The sequence below is a fragment of the Cytobacillus oceanisediminis 2691 genome (genome assembly GCF_007678455.1).
Taxonomy (GTDB): domain Bacteria; phylum Bacillota; class Bacilli; order Bacillales; family Cytobacillaceae; genus Mesobacillus; species Mesobacillus oceanisediminis_A.
The window spans coordinates 88758-110782 of sequence record NZ_VEEP01000011.1; the positions used below are offsets into that span (position 1 = coordinate 88758).

The 22025-nt window shown below is 42.2% G+C and carries 18 protein-coding genes, 1 pseudogene and 1 other annotated feature; of the genes and pseudogenes, 16 read left to right on the forward strand and 3 right to left on the reverse strand.

Annotated features, from left to right (window positions below):
* The first annotated feature begins 220 nt into the window (after positions 1-220).
* A complete protein-coding gene (ppc, locus tag FS736_RS20020) occupies positions 221-2983 on the forward strand; it encodes a phosphoenolpyruvate carboxylase (protein ID WP_144480661.1) in 2763 nt (920 codons plus the stop codon).
* 67 nt (positions 2984-3050) lie between these two features.
* Here the strand turns inward: ppc and FS736_RS20025 are convergent, their stop codons facing one another.
* Positions 3051-3512, reverse strand: a complete 462-nt coding sequence (locus FS736_RS20025; protein WP_144480662.1) for a hypothetical protein — start codon at positions 3510-3512, stop codon at positions 3051-3053.
* Positions 3513-3633: 121 nt separating this feature from the next.
* On the opposite strand from FS736_RS20025, the gene FS736_RS20030 reads away from it, so the two are divergent.
* The 4 genes and pseudogenes from FS736_RS20030 to FS736_RS25270 all read left to right on the forward strand — a co-directional run.
* Positions 3634-3915, forward strand: a complete 282-nt coding sequence (locus FS736_RS20030) for a hypothetical protein (RefSeq protein WP_144480664.1) — start codon at positions 3634-3636, stop codon at positions 3913-3915.
* Between the two features lie 92 nt (positions 3916-4007).
* A complete protein-coding gene (locus FS736_RS20035) occupies positions 4008-4577 on the forward strand; it encodes a CBO0543 family protein (protein ID WP_144480666.1) in 570 nt (189 codons plus the stop codon).
* 65 nt (positions 4578-4642) lie between these two features.
* Positions 4643-4972: an MGMT family protein gene (locus tag FS736_RS20040; RefSeq protein ID WP_144480668.1), complete on the forward strand. Its 330-nt coding sequence runs from the start codon at positions 4643-4645 to the stop codon at positions 4970-4972.
* A 320-nt stretch (positions 4973-5292) separates the two neighbouring features.
* A pseudogene (locus tag FS736_RS25270) lies at positions 5293-5869 on the forward strand (RNA-guided endonuclease TnpB family protein); the annotation flags it as partial.
* Positions 5870-6019: 150 nt separating this feature from the next.
* Here FS736_RS25270 and FS736_RS20060 read toward each other — a convergent pair.
* Positions 6020-6913: a LysR family transcriptional regulator gene (locus FS736_RS20060; RefSeq protein ID WP_144480670.1), complete on the reverse strand. Its 894-nt coding sequence runs from the start codon at positions 6911-6913 to the stop codon at positions 6020-6022.
* A 273-nt stretch (positions 6914-7186) separates the two neighbouring features.
* Here FS736_RS20060 and ystJ point away from each other — a divergent pair, with 273 nt between their 5' ends.
* From ystJ to FS736_RS20080, 4 genes are all read left to right on the forward strand, one after another.
* Positions 7187-8401 carry an NADP-dependent malic enzyme gene (ystJ, locus tag FS736_RS20065; RefSeq protein ID WP_144480672.1) on the forward strand — a complete coding sequence of 405 codons (1215 nt, stop codon included), beginning with the start codon at positions 7187-7189 and terminating at the stop codon, positions 8399-8401.
* Positions 8402-8545: 144 nt separating this feature from the next.
* A complete protein-coding gene (locus FS736_RS20070; RefSeq protein WP_144480674.1) occupies positions 8546-8848 on the forward strand; it encodes a hypothetical protein in 303 nt (100 codons plus the stop codon).
* Between the two features lie 285 nt (positions 8849-9133).
* Positions 9134-9354 (forward strand) — a binding site (T-box leader).
* Between the two features lie 91 nt (positions 9355-9445).
* Entirely contained in the window at positions 9446-10564 is a 1119-nt protein-coding gene (gene proB, locus FS736_RS20075; protein WP_144480676.1) for a glutamate 5-kinase, read from the forward strand.
* A complete protein-coding gene (locus tag FS736_RS20080; RefSeq protein WP_186326866.1) occupies positions 10564-11808 on the forward strand; it encodes a glutamate-5-semialdehyde dehydrogenase in 1245 nt (414 codons plus the stop codon). Before proB ends, FS736_RS20080 begins: the two co-directional genes overlap by 1 nt.
* Positions 11809-11884: 76 nt before the next feature.
* Here FS736_RS20080 and FS736_RS20085 read toward each other — a convergent pair whose 3' ends face one another.
* On the reverse strand, positions 11885-12784 hold the full coding sequence (locus tag FS736_RS20085; RefSeq protein ID WP_144480678.1) for a glycerophosphodiester phosphodiesterase: 900 nt from the start codon (positions 12782-12784) through the stop codon (positions 11885-11887).
* A gap of 233 nt (positions 12785-13017) precedes the next feature.
* On the opposite strand from FS736_RS20085, the gene FS736_RS20090 reads away from it, so the two are divergent.
* The 7 genes from FS736_RS20090 (at position 13018) to FS736_RS20120 (ending at position 21995) form a co-directional block, all read left to right on the forward strand.
* The gene (locus tag FS736_RS20090; protein WP_144480680.1) at positions 13018-13602 is read left to right on the forward strand and encodes a YitT family protein; all 585 of its coding nucleotides are present in this window, start codon (positions 13018-13020) and stop codon (positions 13600-13602) included.
* 237 nt (positions 13603-13839) lie between these two features.
* Positions 13840-14532: a FadR/GntR family transcriptional regulator gene (locus FS736_RS20095; protein ID WP_144480682.1), complete on the forward strand. Its 693-nt coding sequence runs from the start codon at positions 13840-13842 to the stop codon at positions 14530-14532.
* Between the two features lie 45 nt (positions 14533-14577).
* Positions 14578-15903, forward strand: a complete 1326-nt coding sequence (locus tag FS736_RS20100) for an FAD-binding oxidoreductase (RefSeq protein WP_144480684.1) — start codon at positions 14578-14580, stop codon at positions 15901-15903.
* 2 nt (positions 15904-15905) lie between these two features.
* Positions 15906-17264, forward strand: coding sequence for a (Fe-S)-binding protein (locus FS736_RS20105; RefSeq protein ID WP_144480686.1), 1359 nt, complete (start codon positions 15906-15908; stop codon positions 17262-17264).
* Complete coding sequence (locus FS736_RS20110; RefSeq protein ID WP_144480891.1) at positions 17264-18730, forward strand: FAD-linked oxidase C-terminal domain-containing protein; 1467 nt, start codon at positions 17264-17266, stop codon at positions 18728-18730. The genes FS736_RS20105 and FS736_RS20110 overlap by 1 nt, the downstream gene beginning before the upstream one ends.
* 144 nt (positions 18731-18874) lie before the next feature.
* Complete coding sequence (locus tag FS736_RS20115) at positions 18875-21055, forward strand: malate synthase G (protein WP_144480688.1); 2181 nt, start codon at positions 18875-18877, stop codon at positions 21053-21055.
* A gap of 160 nt (positions 21056-21215) precedes the next feature.
* The gene (locus FS736_RS20120) at positions 21216-21995 is read left to right on the forward strand and encodes a fumarylacetoacetate hydrolase family protein (RefSeq protein WP_144480690.1); all 780 of its coding nucleotides are present in this window, start codon (positions 21216-21218) and stop codon (positions 21993-21995) included.
* Positions 21996-22025: the final 30 nt, after the last annotated feature.

Consider the following 22025-nt stretch of genomic DNA (forward strand, 5'->3'; position numbering starts at 1 on the left):
ACCAATTCATATTGGCTCCCTTTCTGGGGGAGCCTTTTCTTTTTGAAAAGAGCATTTAAGGGTACTATGATAATGTAATACTTAAACTGAAAATTAAGGATTTTGAGCATCAAATTTTTTAATCCATTTTCAGTCCATATGCTTATCATTTCACAAACTGGGTACTTTTGTGATAGATTAATATTTAAAATATTCTCACAAGTTTTAGGAAGGTGACAAAATGACATCAGGAATTGAAGTAAATGACAGCAGTTTGCCATTGCGCCGGGATGTGAAAATGCTTGGAAACATCCTTGGTGACATACTTGTCTATCATGGCGGAGTGGAATTGTTTGAAAAAGTAGAAAAGATCAGGGCAATGTGTAAAACACTCAGAAATCAAAATGACCCTGAAACATACACGGCTTTAAAAACGGAAATTGCAGGATTGTCTGTTCCGATGAGAAAAAATATCATTCGCGCGTTTTCAGTCTATTTCCATTTAATCAATGCAGCAGAACAAAACCATCGGATCCGCAGACGCCGCGACTATCTGCTCGATTCGGACATAAGCACACAGCCAGGTTCAATAGAAGCAGCCATCCTTTCACTAAAAGACAATTATATATCCTCCGATATTATTCAAAATGTCATCAATGCCATATCGTTGGAATTAATCATCACAGCCCACCCTACAGAAGCTACTAAGCGCTCAATCCTTGAAATACAGAAAAGGATTGCGGATATCCTTAAAAGCCTTGATAATCCGCTGTTATCCAGGAAAGAGCGTGAGAAGGTAGAGGAAAGCTTATTCAATGAGGTTTCTGTCCTGTGGCAGACAGATGAACTGAGAGACCGCAAACCGACAGTCATTGATGAAGTCAGGAATGGACTATATTATTTTGACAAGACATTGTTCGATGTCTTGCCTGAAATCCATCAAGAGGTGGAAACTAGTTTGAAAGAACATTATCCGGAACATGAATGGAAAGTCCCTCATTTCCTGCGCTTTGGATCTTGGATTGGCGGTGACAGGGATGGGAATCCAAATGTCACACCTGAGGTCACATGGGAAACATTGCAAAGACAAAGACGCCTTGTGTTAAAAAAATACAAAGCTGTATTAGTTGATTTGATGAAACGATTCAGCCATTCAACTACAAGAGCAGCTGTAAGTGAAGAATTACTGGAATCCGTCAAACGGGAAGAAGAAAAATACCTTGCCGACGATCAAAAATGGAATGTTGAAGGCGAGGTGTACCGCCGGAAATTCGCGGTCATTATTCAAAGGCTTAAGGAAGCAGGCAAATCAGAGATTGGTTACAAAGCATCAGAAGAATTACTCGATGACCTTCTTGTCATAAAACGAAGCATTTATCAGCATCACCCGGTACATCATGAACTGAAAACATTACAAAAATTGATCAGACAAGTACAACTATTCGGATTCCACCTTGCCACGCTTGATATACGAAACCACAGCGGCGAACATGAAGCGGCAATCGCCGAAATATTGAAAAAGGTGGGGATCACTCAAGATTATCCAGCACTATCAGAAGAGGGAAAACAGGAACTGCTTGTCAAACTTCTGGAAAACCCAAGACCACTGCTGCTGCTTCACGAGGATTACTCAAAAGAAACACAGGAAATGATCGAGGTATTCCAGATGATCAAGCGGGCGCATCAAGAATTCGGCAAACGTTCAATTTCCGTTTATCTAGTGAGTATGACGCAATCTGCGAGTGATTTGCTAGAGGTACTTATACTGGCAAAAGAAGCAGGTATATACAGGCTCCATGCTGACGGAACCCTGGAATCTGATCTTAATGTCGCTCCGCTTCTTGAAACAATCGATGATTTGACAGCCGGTCCAAAAATTATGGAAACATTATTCAATCTGCCATTATACCGCAATCACTTAAATAAAATGGGAGATCAGCAGGAAATCATGCTGGGATACTCAGATGGAAGCAAGGATGGCGGAACTTTGACAGCAAACTGGAAACTTTACAAAGCCCAGCTTGAGATTAATGAAATGGCAAAGAGATATAACATTGCTCTCAAGTTCTTCCATGGTCGAGGGGGGTCACTAGGACGGGGAGGCGGACCTTTGCATAGAAGCCTTCTTTCACAGCCGGTCGAGACACTTGGACAGGGCGTGAAAATCACCGAACAAGGGGAAGTTCTCTCATCCCGTTATCTTTTGAAAGACATCGCTTATAGAAGTCTTGAGCAGGCTACTTCGACAATGATGAAGGCGGCAGCCAATGTGTTGAAGGAATCAGAACAGGGGCATGTCCGCGATAAAAGATGGGTAGATGCGATTGAAGAAATTTCTGCTGTTTCGTTAAAGAAATATCAGTCCCTGGTATTTGAGGATCCCGATTTCCTTGTTTATTTCAATCAGGCGACCCCGCTGAAAGAGCTTGCGGAGCTTAATATCGGTTCGAGGCCAATGAGCCGTAAAAACAGCAGCAAATTCGAAAATTTGCGTGCTATTCCATGGGTATTCGCCTGGACACAGAGCAGGCAACTGTTCCCGGCATGGTATGCAGCTGGATCAGGCCTGCAGAGCTTTGCGCAGGAAAATTCGGGAAATCTGAAGCTATTGCAGGATATGTACGCTGAATGGCCATTCTTCCGCAGTACGATTGATAATCTGCAGATGGCTTTGATGAAAGCGGATATCACCACTGCCCAGGAATATACTTCCTTAGTTGAGGACAAATCCATTGCCGACCGTATCTTCAGCAATATCCTGGAGGAATATGAACGGACAAGGAACATTCTTCTCCAAATTTCGGAGGATGAAGAGCTGCTTGACCATACACCGAACATCAAAGATTCTGTCCATAGGCGAAATCCGTATGTCGATCCACTAAACTTCATCCAAGTGGAATTGATTAAAGAACTTCGCAAGGATGAAAATCCGGATGATGAATTATTGACACAGGTTTTATTGACAATCAGTGGCGTTGCCGCTGGTTTAAGGAATACTGGTTGACAGGATGACCCGCCGATTGGCGGGTCTCTTTAGTTATTAGTAAAAAACTGGATGGGTTTTTTAAGGTTCAAAATGGCAGTTTCATTTGCCTTTCCATGGTCATTTGCGTTAAAATTTCATGATTAAGAGTCTTAGCCATCTTCATCGTAAGATTAAGGATTTTACGGATGCCTTCTTTGTGGCCGTTTTTGATGGCAAGGTTATCGCAATGAATTTCACTATCAATGCTGACTTGCTGCTCGGGGACCGGATGTTCAATATGCCCAATTTCATGCCAGATGATTGCTTCCTTTATGTCATTGTCAATACAGAAAGAGGGATAGTCGTATACAACGATGAACCAATCACACTCATCTTCATAAGATCGATAAAAGAGGGTCAGAACCCGGGGATCGATATCCCATAAATCAAGCCACTTTCCATTTTTGAATCCAAATACCTTCAAGATGGCTTCCTTATTTTCGATGATTGCGATTCTTCCATAGGCATTGTACTTCTCATGTTCCAAAAATTCGCCAATGCACTTCAAAAAAATCCTCCCTTTTCTATAATGCCTTGTTAATATTGTTAAATATATTAGTCGATCCTAATCAACATGCGTAAAATAAAAAGGGCAGGGAAAATGAAAATGTGAAAGGGGGAAGCTGTGTATGCTTTGTTCACATGGTTATTTGAAAGTGAATCGAAGAATAGTGGATAATGAGCAAATTTATGAAGAGAATGAACAGTTCATCACAATGTATCATGATCGAATAACCACAGCTTCTGATATTTTTTACCTCCATGATATCCTTGATATTACCTTTAAAAATATGTCAGGAAAGAAAGGATTCCTTTATCTCCATACCACAAGAGGGGTGTATTCCTTTTATACAAATGCCAAGCCGGACCGGCTGATCAGGGCTTATAAAGAAATAAAACATCAAAGTTAACTGCTTACATATAAAACAGCATAAAATCACACCCTATATACAAAGGGTGTGATTTTATGCTTTCTTCCATTATTTGTGCAGCAGGAGAACCGTTGAATAAATATCTTATTGTTTTAGGCACCATCTCGCTGCAGGAAGTATTGGATGCCGAGGCAAAATATCATAAGATATTAAGGGCATATTGGCACGAGAATAATTTTTTGACATATGAATGGTGGTTCCTTGTTGTCCTTTCCATTGTTCCGGCTATTATCTGGTGGATGAAGGTCGATAAAACAAGACTGATTGAAAATACTTCATTTGGTCTTTTTTATGGAGTCACAGCCATCTTCCTGGATTCAATTGGCACCAATGCCATGGTGTGGACATATCCAGTCAGGCTGACTCCATATTTAAATCCGCAGTTATATCCCTATGATGTTGGAGTTGTCATCATACCTTTCATGCTCGTATATCAAAGGTTCAGCAGTTCGTTTAAGAAATTTTTCATCGCAACTGGACTGCTATCTCTTTTCCTGGCATTTATGGCAGAGCCATTTATGGTCCATCTTGGAATTTATAAAGAATTCACATGGAAACATATATATAGCTTCCCAATTTACTGGTTATTGGGATTGATGTGCTGGGCAATCATTAAAAAATTCAAATCATATTCCACATAATCGAAAACCCTGGCTCTTGAGCCAGGGTTTTTCATGGTATATTGTTGTGAGAAGGATGTGGCACAATGACGCAGTTTACAAAAAATGTGATTAATATCATTAAAAATATTCCATCTGGAAAAGTCATGACATATGGCCAAATCGCAAAAGCCGCTGGAAGCCCAAGAGCAGCAAGACAGGTTGTCAGAATCCTGCATTCCATGTCAGAAAAATATAACTTGCCATGGCATAGAGTCATTAATTCCAAAGGGGAAATTGGTTTCAAGGATGAGGAGATGTTTCAAACCCAGAAATCTTTGCTAATCTCAGATGGTGTTCAATTTAAGTCTGATCGAGCAATTTCCCTTCTTGTTTATTTATGGGATATAGATTGGGAATTTGGTGAACAACCTTGAGGGAAAATTAAGTATTCCTTATCCATTTATAAAGGCAGTGAATGGATATTATTTACGATCCAATGCGGCAACATTAGGGTGAAGAATAAACAGGGCATAAAAAGCCGTCATATTAACAGCAAAGCCCCCAAAAAGGTGTAAATACCCATCGGGGGTCTTAATCTAAATTAACTTTTGGTAAGATCCTTTCGGTCAACTGATAAGGGTGGCTGCTCAAGCCATTCGTTCGCAATCATGATATTAATCCATCTTCTGAATATTTGAGGACCTCTGCATTCACTCGGGAATAATCCACGACGAGGTCACTCCTTTGGCTTTCCGCGATTCTGGCAGATGGGACAAGGTACAGAAACAACCGTTATTTTAAGTCGTTAGAACAAAGGTTAGCAAAAGCCCAACAGATCCTGTCAAGGCGAATCATCGGCTCTGGTAATTGGAATAAACAACGAAAAAAGGTTTCCCGAATTCACGAAATGATTGAAAACAAACGGACAGATTTCCTAAATAAGACCTCTACGGATATCATCAAAAACCACGATCTTATCGGAATAAAGATTCTGCAAGTATCAAACATGATGAAAAATAAGAAGACAGCTGGGTCTATCGCGGATGTGTCTTGGTATCAATTCAAAACGATGCTAAAATACAAGGCTGAATGAATGGTACGGCAAGGCAGTAGTGGAAGTGAGTAAAACCTTGCCTAGCTCTCAGCTGTGTTCGAGCTGCGGTTATAAAAATAAGGATGTTAAAGATCAAGGTTTGCGTGAATGGACTTGTATATGTGGTGTGCATCACGACCGCGATATTAATGCAGGGTTAAATCTCAAATACGAAGCCATAAGACTTCTAACCGGGGCTAGCCTAATCCATAACTGGCGGTTACGATGGTGTTCTTAGGAATCCCCCACTTCAACGGTTCGCAAGAGCAGTTAAGTGGCGGGTAGTTCAACATATATAGTCGATTTCTTTTAAACACAGGTAATGAAGACGGTGCCGCCAGGAGACCCTGCTGTAAATAGGGGGGCTGCCCGTCTGCCTTCGCTTTGATTAGCTTTCCAGCTCAAGATATTGCCGGGAGGTAGTTATAAATTCACGGACAGTAAAGGGTAAGTATTTATTTTTTTTCCAAATCATCCCCAGCTCTAGATTAACATTTGATTGAACAAGAGGAATGACAGCAATTTCATCATTGCTTATATTTTTGCAAATTTTACTAGGCAATAGTGCTATTCCCATTTTTCCCTCGACCATTCCAAGCAGGAAATCCTTTTGTGAACTTTCACAGACGATATTGGGCTGGAAGTGATTCTTGGAACACTCCTCAATGATTAGGTCATAAAGCGTGAAGTCTTTCCGGTATAGTATAAACGGCTCATTATCCAATTCAGAGAAGTGCACCTCTTTTTTTAAAGCTAATCCATGGTCCCGATGGACAATTAACATCAAAGGATCCTTTATTACATTTATGATTTCAAAGCTGCTGTTAGGGGCAGGCAATGTGCAAATCAGACCTATATCCAAAGTTCCTTCCTCTACACCCAGCTTTATTTTCTTGGTCCCTACTTCTGTTAAAGTTATTTTCACTAGAGGATATTTCTCTTTATATTGGCTTATGAACTTTGAAAAGAAGGCAGCACCCACAATAGGAGGAATGCCGATTCTTATTTCCCCGCTTTTCAGTTCCATAATGTCAGTTAACTCAAGTGTGAGGTTTTTGAATGCCTGTAAAACTTCCTTTGCATTAATTAATACCGCTTTTCCTGCATCCGTTAATTCCAGCTGCTTTGAGGAACGGTAAAATAAAGGAACACCCAATTCTCCCTCTAAATTTTTAATTGCCTTGCTGATTGAAGGCTGGGTTACATGCAATGTTTGTGAAGCTTTCGTGAAGCTTAAATGCTTCGCTACCTCTGTAAAGTACTCCAAATGACGAATGTCCATAAATCTTCCCTCCCTTGAAAATGGATTAATGTTTTATTGTTTTTTTATAATATTCTAACATTTTAAATGATAATACCTCATTGAGTCTACTGTGTGAACCTGCTGTTTCTATTGTGAGTAACTGCTTTATAGCTAAAAAGCATAAAGGATATAGATTATATGTATTTCATTTATAACTGCAACCCATTATATAATGAACTAAATTTATCAGGTGCATTGTTAAATCCGAATACAGAAAATTAAAAAAATTCTGCAGGAAAAGGAGATGTAAAGATGAGCAATTTACAAAAAGAGGCGCTTTTCATTCACGAGAAGTTCAAAGGAAAGTTGTCGGTAGAAGTAAAAATGCCATTAAATAGCATGAAGGATTTAAGCTTGGCATATTCCCCTGGGGTGGCTGAACCGTGCAAGCAGATCTATGATCAACCAGAAAAAGTCTATGATTATACCATCAAAGGCAATTTAATCGCAGTTGTTTCTGACGGAACATCGGTCTTGGGTTTAGGCGATATTGGCCCCGAGGCGGCAATGCCAGTAATGGAAGGGAAGGCTGCCCTATTCAAGTCGTTCGCAGGGATTGATGCCGTTCCTATTTGCCTGGATACGAAAGACCCTGAAGAAATCATTAAAACAGTAAAGCTGCTGCAGCCAGCCTTTGGAGGAATCAATTTGGAGGATATCGCATCACCCAATTGTTTTTACATCGAGGAACGGCTGAAAAAAGAAATGAATATCCCGGTATTCCATGATGATCAGCATGGAACCGCAATCGTAACAGCAGCGGGATTGATTAACTCTTTGAAGCTTGTAGATAAAAAAATCGATGAAATAAAAGTAGTTATCAATGGAGCAGGTGCTGCAGGGATTGCCATCGTAAAGCTTTTAATCACAATGGGTGTAAACGATATTATTATGTGTGATACAAGGGGCGCAATCTATGAAGGCAGACAGGAAGGCATGAATCCGCTGAAAGAATCCATCTCAAGGATTACCAACCACCGCAAACTTAAAGGACAGCTGGCAGATGTGATTGTTAATGCCGATGTTTTCATTGGAGTTTCCTCCGCCGGTGCCATGACTAAGGAAATGGTAGAAACAATGGCTGGCGAGGCAATCATTTTTGCCATGGCCAACCCGGTGCCTGAGATTATGCCTGAAGAAGCAAAGGCTGCCGGAGCGAGGGTAGTTGGAACAGGTCGTTCTGATTTGCCTAACCAGGTAAATAATGTCCTTGCGTTCCCTGGTATTTTCAGAGGAGCTTTGGATGTTTTGGCTACCGATATAAATGACGAGATGAAGGCTGCAGCTGTTAAAGCAATTGCAGGTTTAATTCAGAGTGAGGAGCTAGAAGAGGATTATGTGATACCAGCGCCATTAGACAGCAGAGTCGTTCCTGCAGTAAGAGAAGCGGTGGCGAAGGCTGCCTGGGAAACAGGTGTAGCGCGCAAAGAGGTTTTATCCAATCAGTTGGTCAATACCCAGCAATAAATCACTTTATTTCTGTAGAGATTGTTTCCTAAACAGACTAGTGTTCAGTTTTGCAAGTTGGATTTATCAGTGACGAAGGCATTCCAGATCAATCGGCGGTATTTTGACGGAATTTAAATTATGTTGAATGAGAGAGTGATTAAGTTGAGAATTTATGAAGTGCTTGACACAAAGGAAATGCTTCGTTGCGAATTTATCGAAAACTATCATGTCTTATACGAGAAAATTGAACTTAGAGACTATGAGATTAAAGATGATTGCTTATTAGAAAAGGGCTGCACTATACAAAAATATATTACTATTTTTAAAGGCAGTTCGTTTTCTTCTCTAATGAAAATCAAAGCATATCCGATTCAAGTGGTGGATATCATTGAAATTCGAAAGATGGTTGCAAATGACTTCCCTGAACTATTCAAAAATGTTCAATTTTCCCGCAAAGCTGTTTAAATAAGGCCAGTATCCTAAAATTTGTAGTTCTCACAATGAATTCAAAATTTACAAGAAGCAACAGCAAAATCAATACTTAAACAGCTTTAACTAAAAAAATTGGATTTGTCCCCTTTAAGTTGTTCAGTTTTTCTGTACAGAAGGAATGTAACTTGAGGGGGAATTTTTACTGGTAATAAGGATCAGTAATTTTTGCAGGTTGATTGATTGACGAGAAAGTTTTTATTGACATAAAATCCTGTGTCATACATAATGTCTAATAAACTGAAAATTTAAATATAATCGTCAACAGTAATGACAGGGAACCAGTAAATAGAAATCAGGCAATAGAGAGTAGGATTCACCGGCTGAAAGATCTTACAGCCTGCAAAGCTATTGAACCTATCCCTTGAACTGTCAGGAAAACCTGACCGGCTTCCGCCGTTTCCGGAACATGAAGTCGGGCACTTGTATGATAAGTGCCAAAGAAGGTGGTACCGCGAAAGACAAGCTCTTCCGTCCTTTTATCAAGGGATAGGAGGGCTTTTTTTTATTCATCAAAAGATCATAGGCTTTTTAATTATTGTTGAACCAATAACAAAAAGAAGGTGGCAGCATATGAAAAGAAAGAGGATTGTCGTAAAGATTGGAAGCAGTTCACTGACAAACTTGAATGGCGGGCTTTGTATCGATATGCTGCGCGAACATGTAGATGCGCTGGCGCGCTTGAAGAAGCTTGGCCATGAAGTGATTTTGATTTCATCAGGAGCCGTTGCCGCCGGTTTTACCGACCTCGGGTATTCATCCCGGCCTGTAACCATTGCCGGGAAGCAGGCAGCTGCAGCAGTAGGGCAGGGCCATCTTCTCAAGGGATATACAGAGGAATTGAAAAAATATGGACTTGTTGCCGCACAACTGCTGCTTACACGGCAAAATTTCCTTCATAAAGAACAGTATCAGAATGCATATGCAACAATATCCGAACTACTAAAACGAAATGTGCTTCCAATCATAAATGAAAATGATTCCGTATCGATTGAGGAGCTGGCATTCGGTGATAATGACTTGCTTTCCGCATTGGTGAGCGGCCTCATTCATGCAAATCATTTAATAATCTTGACAGATATCAATGGAATATATGATCAAAATCCCAGGACCAATCCAGATGCCAAAAAGTTCAACTACCTTGCGAAAATTCCGGATGAATTATTCGAAAGTGCATCAGGAGCGGGTTCAAAAGTCGGGACGGGAGGAATGAAAACAAAGCTTGAAGCTGCACGGACTGCAACGGCATTGGGAGTTCAGGTTTTTATTGGCTCTGGTACTGGAGCGGAGAAACTGGTAGAGATTCTGGATGGGAAAGGGGATGGCACCTATATTGGAAGTACTTCTCATGCAAGCCTGAAAACATCGAAGCAATGGCTGGCACTGCATTCGATTCCAAGAGGAAAGGTTGAGGTGGACAAGGGGGCAGTTCAGGCCATTTTAAAACATGGTAAAAGCCTCCTTCCGGCTGGGATAACAAATATTACTGGCAGCTTTATGGTTAACGATGTCGTGGAGGTAGTTGGCCCCAATGGCGAATTAGTCGGGAGAGGACAGGTCAATTTTTCATCAAGGGAGCTAGGCGAAATTAAAGGGTTATCAAGTTCAGAGGCGATGGCCATTGTCAACAGTGATAGAAGCGTTGTTATCCACCGTGATCACTGGGTCAGCCAGCGAAAGGAGAAGAAATAATGAGTGCAATCGAATTGATTCAAAAAGGGGAAAAAGCAAAAAAAGCAGCTGCGTTAATGGGAAAAAAGACAACAGAACAGAAAAATTCAGCTCTCATACTCATTTCCAGCCAGCTGATCAAGGAAAAGGATTTTATCATTGCTGAAAATAAAAAAGATCTGGCTGCCGGGACAGATAATGGGATGAGTGAATCAGTTTTGGATCGGCTTAGGTTGGATGCGGCGAGGCTTGAAGATATGGCGGAAGCCTTAATATCGTTAACACAGCTAAAGGACCCAGTTGGTGAAGTATTGGAGCAATGGGAACGGCAAAATGGCCTTTTAATTTCACAGACGCGCGTCCCGCTCGGGGTTATTGGCATGATCTATGAGGCGCGCCCGAATGTGACGGTTGATGCATCAAGCCTTTGTTTGAAAACTGGTAATTCTGTGCTTCTGCGCGGAAGTTCAACAGCGATCAAATCAAACAAAGCCATTGTCCAGGTAATCCATCGAGCGCTTGAGAAGAGCGATTTGCCTGTTGATGCAGTTCAGCTTGTTGAAGATACAAGCAGGGACACTGCATCTGAAATGTTCAAGTTGAACCGCTACCTCGATGTACTGATTCCCCGAGGCGGTGCGAAACTGATCAAAACGGTTGTGGAAAACTCTACTGTTCCTGTATTGGAAACGGGTGCGGGTAACTGTCACGTGTTTATCGATCAATCAGCTGACAGAAATATGGCAATCAATATTTCTATGAATGCGAAAACACAGCGTCCGTCTGTTTGTAATGCGTGTGAAACAATCCTTATCCATGAAGAGTGGGCAGCCATGCATCTGCCCAAACTGGTAGAGACCCTGCAGGACAAAGGGGTAATCATTCACGGTGATGAAATGGTTCCCGGGAGAGCAATCATTCCAGCCACTGAGCAAGACTGGTCGACAGAATATTTGGGATTGGAAGTAGCCATAAAAGTAGTTGGCAGCATAGATGAAGCCATTTCGCATATTAACGGGTATGGGACAAAGCATTCTGAAGTGATTGTTTCTTCCGACCCTGAAAATGTATACAGGTTTTTACAGGAAGTGGATGCTGCTGCAGTTTACCACAACGCTTCAACTAGATTCACAGATGGATATGAATTTGGATTTGGGGCTGAAATTGGAATCAGTACACAAAAGCTTCATGCACGGGGGCCAATGGGGCTGCAGGCCTTGACTTCAACCAAATATATAATTAAGGGTAACGGACAAGTGAAATAATCAACGATCATGTTTTACATAAATAAAAGATAAAAACGCCAAAAGCATGCGTTTTTATCTTTTATCTGCCTAATATTTAATGTGTGTTATTTTTTTCATGAAGAACTTCTTGCAATCGGTCTGGGAAGTTTGTAAACATTCCTGTGACACCCCAATCAAGGAGTTTTCTCATATCTTCCTTCTCATTGACTGTATACGGATGTATCAGCAAATTATACTCTCTGACCTTTTGTACATATGCTTCATCTATACGGTTGAAATTCATGCCCAGTCCGATGCTGTATGTTTTATATTCCTCTAGTTCAGCATCTGTAATGGCTGCTGTCTCGTCATACCATAATAATTGGATAAGCGGGATATCAGGATTTAAATCATGAATCTTCTTCAGGCTTTCAGGGCTGAAAGATTGGATCAAAACTTTGCTGGAAGGAGCATTAACTCCTGTTAACTTATACTCTTCAAGTATTTCTAACAATTTTTCTTCCATCCCTGGGTATACTTCAGGCGATTTTGTCTCGATATAGTAGCGGGCATCCTTGCCGAATTTCTGGATCACTTCTTCAAGTGTTGGCACTTTCAGTCCTGCATATTCCTCTTTTGCATAGTCCGGATATTTTTCATTGAACCATGAGCCGGCATCCAGCTTTTTGATTTCATCCAGCGTATATTCCTTGACGAGTCCGGTTCCGTTTGTTGTCCGGTCCAATGTTTCATCATGCATGGCAATCAATTGGCCATCCTTTGTCATTTGAAGGTCGACTTCTATGTAGTCTCCTTTCATCTTCTCACCCAATTCATAGGAAGTGAGTGTGTGCTCCGGTGCATATCCAGATGCTCCCCGATGTGCCACATTTAAAATTTGGTTTGCTGTTAAGGATGGATCAACAGGTTCAGCCGCTGCGGCCGAGTCAACTATTCCCGAACCGATTCCAATCAAGGCTGCTGACATTAAGATGTTTCTGAAAATTGGTTTCATATTTTGTAATCTCCTTTCGTGATATTTCTTCTTAATAATAATTCCGAAAGTTTAAGAGAATATGAATTTAAAGTTAAGAAGAGTTTAGATTCTATTAAGTTATGGATTTAGCAAATATCTTTTAAACGTTGACTAATTAGAGGTTCTTTTCATTGTAAGATTAAGGATGAATTTAACGAAGGAATCACTCATAGGATAATGTATTCAGTAAAGTTCCGGGAGGAGAAGGAGATTTGGCAGGAAAAATAGTTACCATCACCATTGCCAGTGTGTTCATTGGGGTCGGGATAAATGGTTTTATTATTCCTTCTCATCTGATTAATGGGGGCGTTTGGGGAATCAGCCTATTGCTTAGTTATTTATTAGGATGGAAATTGGCAATAATCTTTACTTTTTTAAACGTTCCTATTTATTTTATAGCCATTTATTATGATATGAACCTTTTTTTCTACGGCCTAATTGGTACATTTATATCTGCCTTAATGATCAGCCTTTTATCTCCTCTAAATGGAATGTTTCATTTTCCGTTTCTGATAAGTATTTGTTTAGGAGGTATCTTTGTGGGAACTGGAGCCGGCCTGATGTTAAGAATTCATGCGAGTCCTGGAGGTCTGGATTTACTGGCGCTGATGCTATCAAAAATTTTTTCGCTAAATGTTGGAGTGATCATCCTGATGATAGATACTTTCATCATCTTAAGCGGGGCAGTCATCTTTAAACAGACTGTATTTCTTTACTCCCTAGTGATTGTTACACTTGTTGGCCTGATAGCATTACTGTTTACATCAATAAAATCGATAACAATATATAGGTATTGATTGGAAAAGGATAGGGGGGGACCTATCCTTTTTTTACTTTAAAGCTAAAGAGAATATGAATTTTAAAGTTAAGAAGAATTTGTCTCCTATTTCAAATTATGGAAAGTGTAAATTAACTTATTAGATTTTTTAATATTTTCAAACTATTTTGTTGATTCCAACACATTTTAATGCTTAAATAGATTTAAGTATGACACATATCAGATATGTGATATCTGACGATAAGGGGGTGAAGTGGTGAAGGTGGAGAAGATTCCAACTAAAAAAGTGTCTGAGTCGGTTACGGAGCAAATCGAGAAAATGATTGAAGAGGGGACTTTCCTTCCGGGAGAAAAGCTTCCTTCGGTCCGTGAACTTTGTGACATGTTCGGAGTCGGCCGTTCCGCGGTACGGGACGCCATTACAACCCTTAAAGGAAAGGGTGCTGTTACCGTGAAGCAGGGGGAAGGTACCTACATATGTAAGTTCGACTCTGGAAAATTATTTAACAATCACCTTCTGCTTCCAAGTTCAAAGGACATAAGCCAGCTTTTTCAGGTAAGGAAACTCCTTGAGCCAGGCATTGCAGGCATTGCTGCGCAGAACCGTTCTGAGGCCGATTTGGAGTTAATGGCCGAATTGCTTTCCGGAAAAGGGGAAAATAGCTGGGAAGCTGATTATAACTTTCACATGGCGATTGCGAGAGCTGCCGGTAACGAAATCCTTGTTCAGCTGCTTGAATTCATTTCAGCATCCATGAAAAAAACGATGATCGGATTCCATGGCTTTATAGAAGAAGACAGGGCAGTTTTTGAAGAGATCGCCGGCCAGCACTACGGGATTTATCAGATGATCCTGACAAAAAATCCTGCTCACGCAAAACGATTGATGCAGGAACATCTGGACTGTGTAGAAGATCTGCTGAAAAATAGTTCCGTTTTAAATGTTTAAAAAAACAAATTTTGTTTCTTACTCAGAAACAGTTGGAGGGCTGCCATGATTACCGCAGAGCTTTTAACGGAGATAAAAGCTGTTTTTCCTGAAACTCAGATATCGGAAGGAGGAGACGGAAAGCAACCTTTTGGCAATGGAGGGGTGTTGACAGTATTTCCGAATACCGAAAAGGAAATCGCAAGTCTATTAAAATATGCCAATGAGACAAATAAAACCGTGAATGTCATTGGCGGAGGGACAAAAAAAGGATACGGGGGAACAACTGAAAGTGCAGATATCCTTCTGTCACTGTCCAATTGTAAAGGAATCGTCGAGCATGTTCCCGGGGATATGACACTTACAGTTAAACCGGGTACCACCTTTAAAGAAATCCAGGATTATTTGCTGGATTTTAACCAAAAAATCGCACTTGATCCATTCTTGCCTGCCTATGCGACAATTGGCGGTATAATTTCTGCCAATGACAGCGGACCCAAACGGCTTGGCTATGGGTCGGCGCGTGATGCAGTCATCGGACTCCGGATTGTTTATCCAGACGGTACTGTCATCCGCTCAGGAGGAAAGGTTGTAAAGAATGTTGCAGGCTATGATATGAACAAATTGTTTATCGGGGCAATGGGCACTCTTGGAGTGATTTCCGAAATCACCTTGAAGCTTCGTCCTGTGGCAAAATACGAAAGCCTGGTACTTCTTAAATTTCGTCAAGAAAGTCTGGAAGATGCAAGGACTTTTGCTGTAAAACTGCTGGATACGGTAATTGAACCAGTTGCCCTGGAGCTGATCAATCCCTCATTATCAGCAAAACTCTTAAATGAAAAGGTTTACACCATGGCAGTCAGTCTCGAAGATGTGGAAAGCTCCGTGATGTATCAGGAAGATTTTATCCAGAAGCATAAGCCATCTGAGTCCAGTCTGGACATCCTTCGGAATGAAGAGGCAAGATCATTCTGGAATGAATTTTATGGATTCGTGCCAAATGCTGCTGTTAGTAATACTGAAAAACAAACAGAAGCAATATTGAAGATCGGCACTGTGAATATGAATGTAATCAAAATATTGCAGGAATGTCAGGTGGTACAGGATTCCCATAATCTGCTCATAGAAGCGCATGGCGGTCTTGGTCATGGAATAAGCCAGTTGGTACTGAAGGGAGCAGAGGCAGACATTAATTCTGCAATCCATCCTTTAAGAAGCAAAGCTGAAGAACTTAGCGGTTATGCTGTAGTCAGGCATTTACCCCTTGAACAGCGCAAAATGGTAAATGTATGGGGAGAAAAGCAGGCACACCAGTTCATTCTGGATGGAATCAAAACAAAGATTGATCCAAATCGAGTCCTGAATCCTGGACGTTTTGTTGGGGGGATATAATTGTGAGTTTACGAGAGATAGATTTAAAGCAAGAGCCTGCTTGCAGTTCCAAGACTTTAGGCAATTACCTCTGGAGCGACCTTCCAGATGAAAATAAATGGGCCGACTGTGTCCATTGCGGCATGTGTCTAGAATCTTGCCCAACCTATGAACTTACGGGTCAGGAACAGCATTCTCCGCGAGGAAGGGTCCATTTGATCAAGTCGGTTGCAGAAGGCAAACTCTCGGTAAATGAGCAGTTCATGGATCCTGTGTTCGCCTGTCTCGATTGTCGTGCCTGTACAACTGCCTGTCCTGCCGATGTCAATGTCGGTGGCCTGATTGAAGAAGCCCGCGGACAAATTCGCCAGGCGATGCCGCTGACAGGCTGGAAGGGTGCAGTAAACAAACTGTTCCTTCAAGAGTTGTTCCCGCATCAAAATCGCCTTAATTCCTTGGGCAGCCTGCTGAAATTTTACCAAAAGAGCGGCATTCAGAAGGCAGTCAGGAAAACGGGGCTGATCAACATCATGCCGAAACACCTTGTGGAAATGGAAGCAATCATGCCGGAGGTACATGAACCTGTACGCAAAAAATATCAGAATGTCGATGTGATCAAGGCGAAAACAGAAACAAAAAATGAAGTAGCGATGCTGACTGGCTGCGTAATGGACGTCATGTTCAGTGATGTCAATGAAGCAACCATAAATGTATTGACCCGAAATGGCAACGATGTCATCATTCCGAGGAATCAAACATGCTGCGGGGCACTGCATGTCCATGCTGGTGACAGGGAAACAGGCAGGAAGCTTGCCAGGAAAAATATTGAAGCATTCAAGGATGCTGATAAAGTCATTGTTAACGCAGCGGGATGCGGAAGCATGCTAAAGGAGTACCATGAATTGTTCCGCGACGATCCCGAGTGGCATGACAGGGCGTTGGAGTTCTCCAAGAAGGTTGAAGACATTTCTAAATATCTTCATGACACTGGATATGAAAAGCCAAAAGCAGCGATGAACGTCAGGATGACCTATCATGATGCTTGCCACCTGGCACATGGACAGGGAATAAGACAGGAACCGCGGGATCTTCTTTTGAATATCCCTGGAGTGGAAATGGTGCATATGCCTAACTCTGACCGCTGCTGCGGCAGTGCGGGAATCTATAACATCACAAACCCTGATATGGCCGGTGCTGTCCTTGAAAGCAAAATGGAAAATGTCCCGGAAGATGTTGAGATGATTTCGATGGGGAATCCGGGATGCATGCTTCAGATGGCAATCGGAGTCGAGAAGCACGGAAGAAATCAAAAGGTTGTCCATACGATTCAGCTGCTTGATTGGGCTTATCAAAAAGAAGATAGCCAGAAGGAGGGTGAATGATGGCAAAGAAAGGTATTCAATCGAAGGACCCTCATGTCCTGAATCTAGCTAAAATCGTCGGTTATGATCCTGTCCGCAAGTCCGTTCTCTATGAAAAGGAAGATCTTCTTGCCTATGACTGTGACGGTTTCACCATCCATAAGCATCTGCCAAGGGTTGTCGTTTTCCCGAAGAATACAGCTGAAGTTGCTGCCATCGTTAAATACTGTCATGAAAGTGAACTGCCATTTTTAGCAAGAGGGGCAGGAACGGGTCTGAGCGGAGGAGCAATTCCTTTGAACGGAGAGGTAATCATCAGCATGGTCCGGATGAAAAAACTCCTGAGTGTTGATTTTGAAAACAGACGTGCAGTGGTGGAACCAGGATTTGTCAACCTTAAACTTACCAACTCCATTTCAGATAAGGGATATTATTATGCTCCGGATCCATCGAGCCAGTATTGCTGTACGATCGGCGGGAATGTGGCCGAGAACGCTGGGGGAGCGCATTGCCTGAAATATGGTGTTACGACGAACCATATTCTCGGACTTGAGGTTGTCCTGCCAAATGGGGATATTATAGAAATCGGAAAAGATGGTATCCCGGATCTGCCGGGCTACGACCTGCTTGGATTATTGACTGGTTCCGAAGGCACATTGGGGATTGTTACAAAAATAACTGTAAGGATATTGAAGAATCCAGAAGGAAAGCAAACCGTGCTTGCCTACTTTGATAAAGTAGCAGATGGCAGCAAAGCTGTATCAGATATTATTTCAGCTGGAATTGTCCCTGCTGCACTGGAGATGATGGATCAAACGGCGATTGAAGGCGTGGAGGCAGCCGCTTTTCCTGTAGGGCATCCAAAGGACATAGAGGCTGTGCTCCTGATCGAAGTGGATGGAATTGCCGCTGGCCTCGATGAACAGATCAACCAGATTCTTGAGGTATGCAATAACAATAATGTCCGCGAAGTAAAAGCAGCCCAGAGTGAACAGGAAAGAGCAAGATGGTGGGCCAACCGGAAAACGGGTTTTGGAGCGATGGGCGCAATATCACCTGATTATTTAGTACAGGATGGCGTTATCCCAAGAAGCAGGCTCCCTGAGGTTTTAAAGCGGATCAATGAAATAAGCGAAGAATTTGGGCTGAGGATCGCCAATATCTTTCATGCCGGGGATGGGAACCTGCACCCACTCGTTCTGTTTGATGCGAGAAAGCCGGGGGAATCCGAAAGAGCGCTGGAAGCCGGAAGCATGTGTCTGAAGGTTTGTGCAGATGTCGGCGGAACGATAACCGGTGAACATGGAGTTGGAATAGAGAAAAGGGAAGAAATGCGGTTTGTGTTCAATGACGAGGAAATCCATGCACAAACAGAAATCAGGCAGGTATTCAACCCTAAAAATCTCTTGAATGCTGGAAAACTCTTTCCATCTCCTGGACGTTGTGTCGAGGTGAAAAAGGAAATTGCCGCGGCTTCATCTCAATAAAAATCAGAATAATCAAAAGGGATAAAATATTTGAAATGCAACCGAAATTCATGATATGATTTTTTTAAAGAAATTTTGAAACAGCGTTTCGTAATAAGAAACAAATACTTATTAACGAAAAGGTAAAGGGAGGAAAGTATTCGCATGGCAGACTATGTAAAAGCGGGCAACTTACAGGTAGCAGGAGAACTATATGAATTTATCAATTCCGAGGTTCTTCCGGGAACAGGGGTGGATCAGGAACAGTTCTGGTCCGGATTGGGCAGTCTGGTCCAGGAACTGGCCCCAAGAAACAGGGAGCTTTTGAAGGTCCGCGACGAAATCCAGGAAAAACTGAATTCATGGCATAGGGAAAACAACGGAGATTTCGATTTTGAAAAATATAAGTCGTTCCTAAATGAAATCGGTTACCTGGAGCCGGAAACGGAAGATTACCAGGTCACTACAGAAGCTGTTGATGAAGAGGTTGCTTTGCAGGCAGGTCCGCAGCTGGTCGTCCCAGTCAATAACGCACGCTATGCGATCAATGCGGCAAATGCACGCTGGGGAAGTCTGTATGATGCGCTTTATGGCACAGATGCCATCAGTGAAGAAAATGGAGCAGAAAAAGGTCTTGGCTACAATCCGGTACGCGGTGATAAAGTTATCGCTTATGGCAGGGATTTTCTTGACAAGGCTGCCCCATTAGCGGAGGGATCCCATAAAGATGCAGAGAAATATGCCGTTGTTGATGGAAAGCTGGCTGTTACACTTTCTGGCGGTACCAGAACTGGCTTAAAGGAAGAGGAAAAGCTGGCAGGTTACCAGGGAGATGCTGATGCACCAAAGGCTGTATTGCTGAAAAATAACCGTTTGCATTTTGAAATCCAGATCGATCAGGAACATCCGATTGGCAAGACTGATAAAGCCAGGGTAAAAGATATCCTGCTTGAAGCAGCACTGACAACAATCATGGACTGCGAGGATTCTGTCGCAGCGGTTGATGCTGAGGACAAAGTTGTCGTTTATCGCAGCTGGCTGGGATTGCAAAAGGGTGATCTTTCCGCGACATTCAACAAGAATGGCCGCAGCATGACCAGGACGATGAATCCTGACCGCCAGTACTCAGCTCCTAATGGGGAGGAATTTACCCTTAAAGGCCGCTCACTTATGTTCGTTCGCAATGTGGGCCACTTGATGACAAGCAATGCTGTCCTTGATGCCGAAGGAAATGAAGTTCCAGAAGGTATCCTCGATACGGTCTTTACTAGCTTGATCGCTAAACATTCCGTAATTGGAAATACAAAATACCAGAATTCCTCCAAGGGTTCAGTCTATATTGTAAAACCTAAAATGCATGGCTCAAGGGAAGTTGCGTTTGCCAATGAGTTGTTCGACCGGACAGAGGATTTAGTCGGTCTTGAACGCAATACTCTTAAAATCGGAGTAATGGATGAAGAACGCCGTACAAGTCTAAACCTTAAGGCTTGTATCCGTGAAGTGAAAGACAGGGTCGTATTCATCAACACTGGATTCCTCGACCGTACTGGCGATGAGATGCATACTTCAATGGAAGCTGGTCCAATGGTCCGCAAAAATGATATGAAATCATCCGTTTGGCTTCAGGCTTATGAAAAGTCCAATGTTGCAACAGGACTTGATGTTGGTTTCCAAGAACATGCGCAAATCGGTAAAGGGATGTGGGCGATGCCTGATTTGATGGGACCAATGCTTGAGCAAAAGATTGGCCACTTAAAGGCGGGAGCCAATACTGCATGGGTGCCATCTCCAACAGCTGCGACTTTACACGCGCTTCACTACCATCAGGTGGATGTATTTGAAGTCCAGGACCAGCTGGCAGGCGAATCAAAGGATTACCGTGATGATATCCTGCAAATCCCTGTCGCTGACAATCCTCAATGGAAGGAAGAGGAAATCCAGGAAGAGCTGGATAATAACGCACAGGGAATCCTCGGTTATGTGGTCCGCTGGGTGGAGTCAGGAATTGGCTGCTCCAAAGTTCCTGACATCAATGATGTAGGATTGATGGAGGACAGGGCAACATTAAGGATTTCCAGCCAGCATATGGCAAACTGGCTTCATCATGGAGTTTGCACTAAAGATCAAGTACTTGAGACTTTACAACGTATGGCAAAAGTCGTTGACAAGCAAAATGAGCTGGATCCTTCCTACCGCCCAATGGCAGAGGACTTTGACAACTCGGTTGCTTTCCAGGCCGCATGCGACCTTGTGTTTCGCGGGTTTGAACAGCCAAATGGATATACAGAGCCAATCCTCCATCGCCGCCGGCAGGAAGCTAAAGCAAAGTATGCTGTGAAAAACTAATCTATTTCAACTGGGGCATTCTATCCAGATAAGAGTGCCCCTGTTCCATATGTAAAAAACAGGTCAAGAAAAATAGTTTCTTATTTTAAATAAACATGCAATAAACCATAAACTGCATAGATAACTCTAATGAACCTTAGAGTCTGAGAGGAGCAAAAGGATGAAATTCGCTAGATTTACAGTTGATACAAAGGAGTATTCAGGTGTCGTTACGGATGAAGGCATCAAGGGCATTTCAGGAGATATGTTGGGTAGCTGGGATTATTCAGGAGAAGTCTTTTCAGCTGAAGAGGTTAAGTTCCTTGCCCCTCTTGTTCCAAACCAAATAATTGGAATCGGCGCCAATTTTGTTGCGAAAAAGGAGGATCTCCCATCTGAACTTCCGGAGATTCCTGTGTTTTTCTTTAAACCTGTATCTTCTGTTATCGGGACTGAAGAAGAAATCATCATACCTGAAGGAACAGAACAAGTTAAATTTGAATCTGAACTTGCCGTCGTGATTGGGAAAGAAGCAAGGAATATTTCAGAATCGGAAGTTTTAGACTATGTGTTTGGTTATACGATCGGCAACGATGTCACAGCACCAAGCTTTTTCCACCAGGATGGACATTGGACAATCGGCAAATCCTTTGATACCTTTACACCACTTGGACCAGTAATCGAAACTGAACTCGACCCTTTCAAAGTAAATGTAAAGGCAAATTTAAACGGTGTTGAAAAACAAAACAGCCCTGCTGAGTTGATGATCATTCCAATCCGCAAAATGATTTCTTATTTGACAAAGGTCATGACGCTTAAACCCGGGGATGTCATCCTTACAGGCAGTCCAGTAGGTGCAGAGCTAGTGGGCTCAGAAGATGTAATTGAGTGTCAGATTGATGAGATAGGAACGCTTAAGAATGTTTTTACAGCTGTCAAGGAAAAAACAACTGCCAGCTGACAACACCGCAAACTATTCAAGGGGCAGCAG

Bases quoted from the DNA above. Each gene is read 5' to 3' on its own strand.
- FS736_RS20115 (WP_144480688.1), top strand. From the start codon at position 18,875: ATGGCAGACTATGTAAAAGCGGGCAACTTACAGGTAGCAGGAGAACTA.
- FS736_RS20085 (WP_144480678.1), bottom strand. From the start codon at position 12,784: ATGAAACCAATTTTCAGAAACATCTTAATGTCAGCAGCCTTGATTGGA.
- ppc (WP_144480661.1), top strand. From the start codon at position 221: ATGACATCAGGAATTGAAGTAAATGACAGCAGTTTGCCATTGCGCCGG.
- proB (WP_144480676.1), top strand. From the start codon at position 9,446: ATGAAAAGAAAGAGGATTGTCGTAAAGATTGGAAGCAGTTCACTGACA.
- FS736_RS20060 (WP_144480670.1), bottom strand. From the start codon at position 6,913: ATGGACATTCGTCATTTGGAGTACTTTACAGAGGTAGCGAAGCATTTA.
- FS736_RS20110 (WP_144480891.1), top strand. From the start codon at position 17,264: ATGGCAAAGAAAGGTATTCAATCGAAGGACCCTCATGTCCTGAATCTA.
- ystJ (WP_144480672.1), top strand. From the start codon at position 7,187: ATGAGCAATTTACAAAAAGAGGCGCTTTTCATTCACGAGAAGTTCAAA.
- FS736_RS20120 (WP_144480690.1), top strand. From the start codon at position 21,216: ATGAAATTCGCTAGATTTACAGTTGATACAAAGGAGTATTCAGGTGTC.
- FS736_RS20100 (WP_144480684.1), top strand. From the start codon at position 14,578: ATGATTACCGCAGAGCTTTTAACGGAGATAAAAGCTGTTTTTCCTGAA.
- FS736_RS20080 (WP_186326866.1), top strand. From the start codon at position 10,564: ATGAGTGCAATCGAATTGATTCAAAAAGGGGAAAAAGCAAAAAAAGCA.
- FS736_RS20030 (WP_144480664.1), top strand. From the start codon at position 3,634: ATGCTTTGTTCACATGGTTATTTGAAAGTGAATCGAAGAATAGTGGAT.
- FS736_RS20040 (WP_144480668.1), top strand. From the start codon at position 4,643: ATGACGCAGTTTACAAAAAATGTGATTAATATCATTAAAAATATTCCA.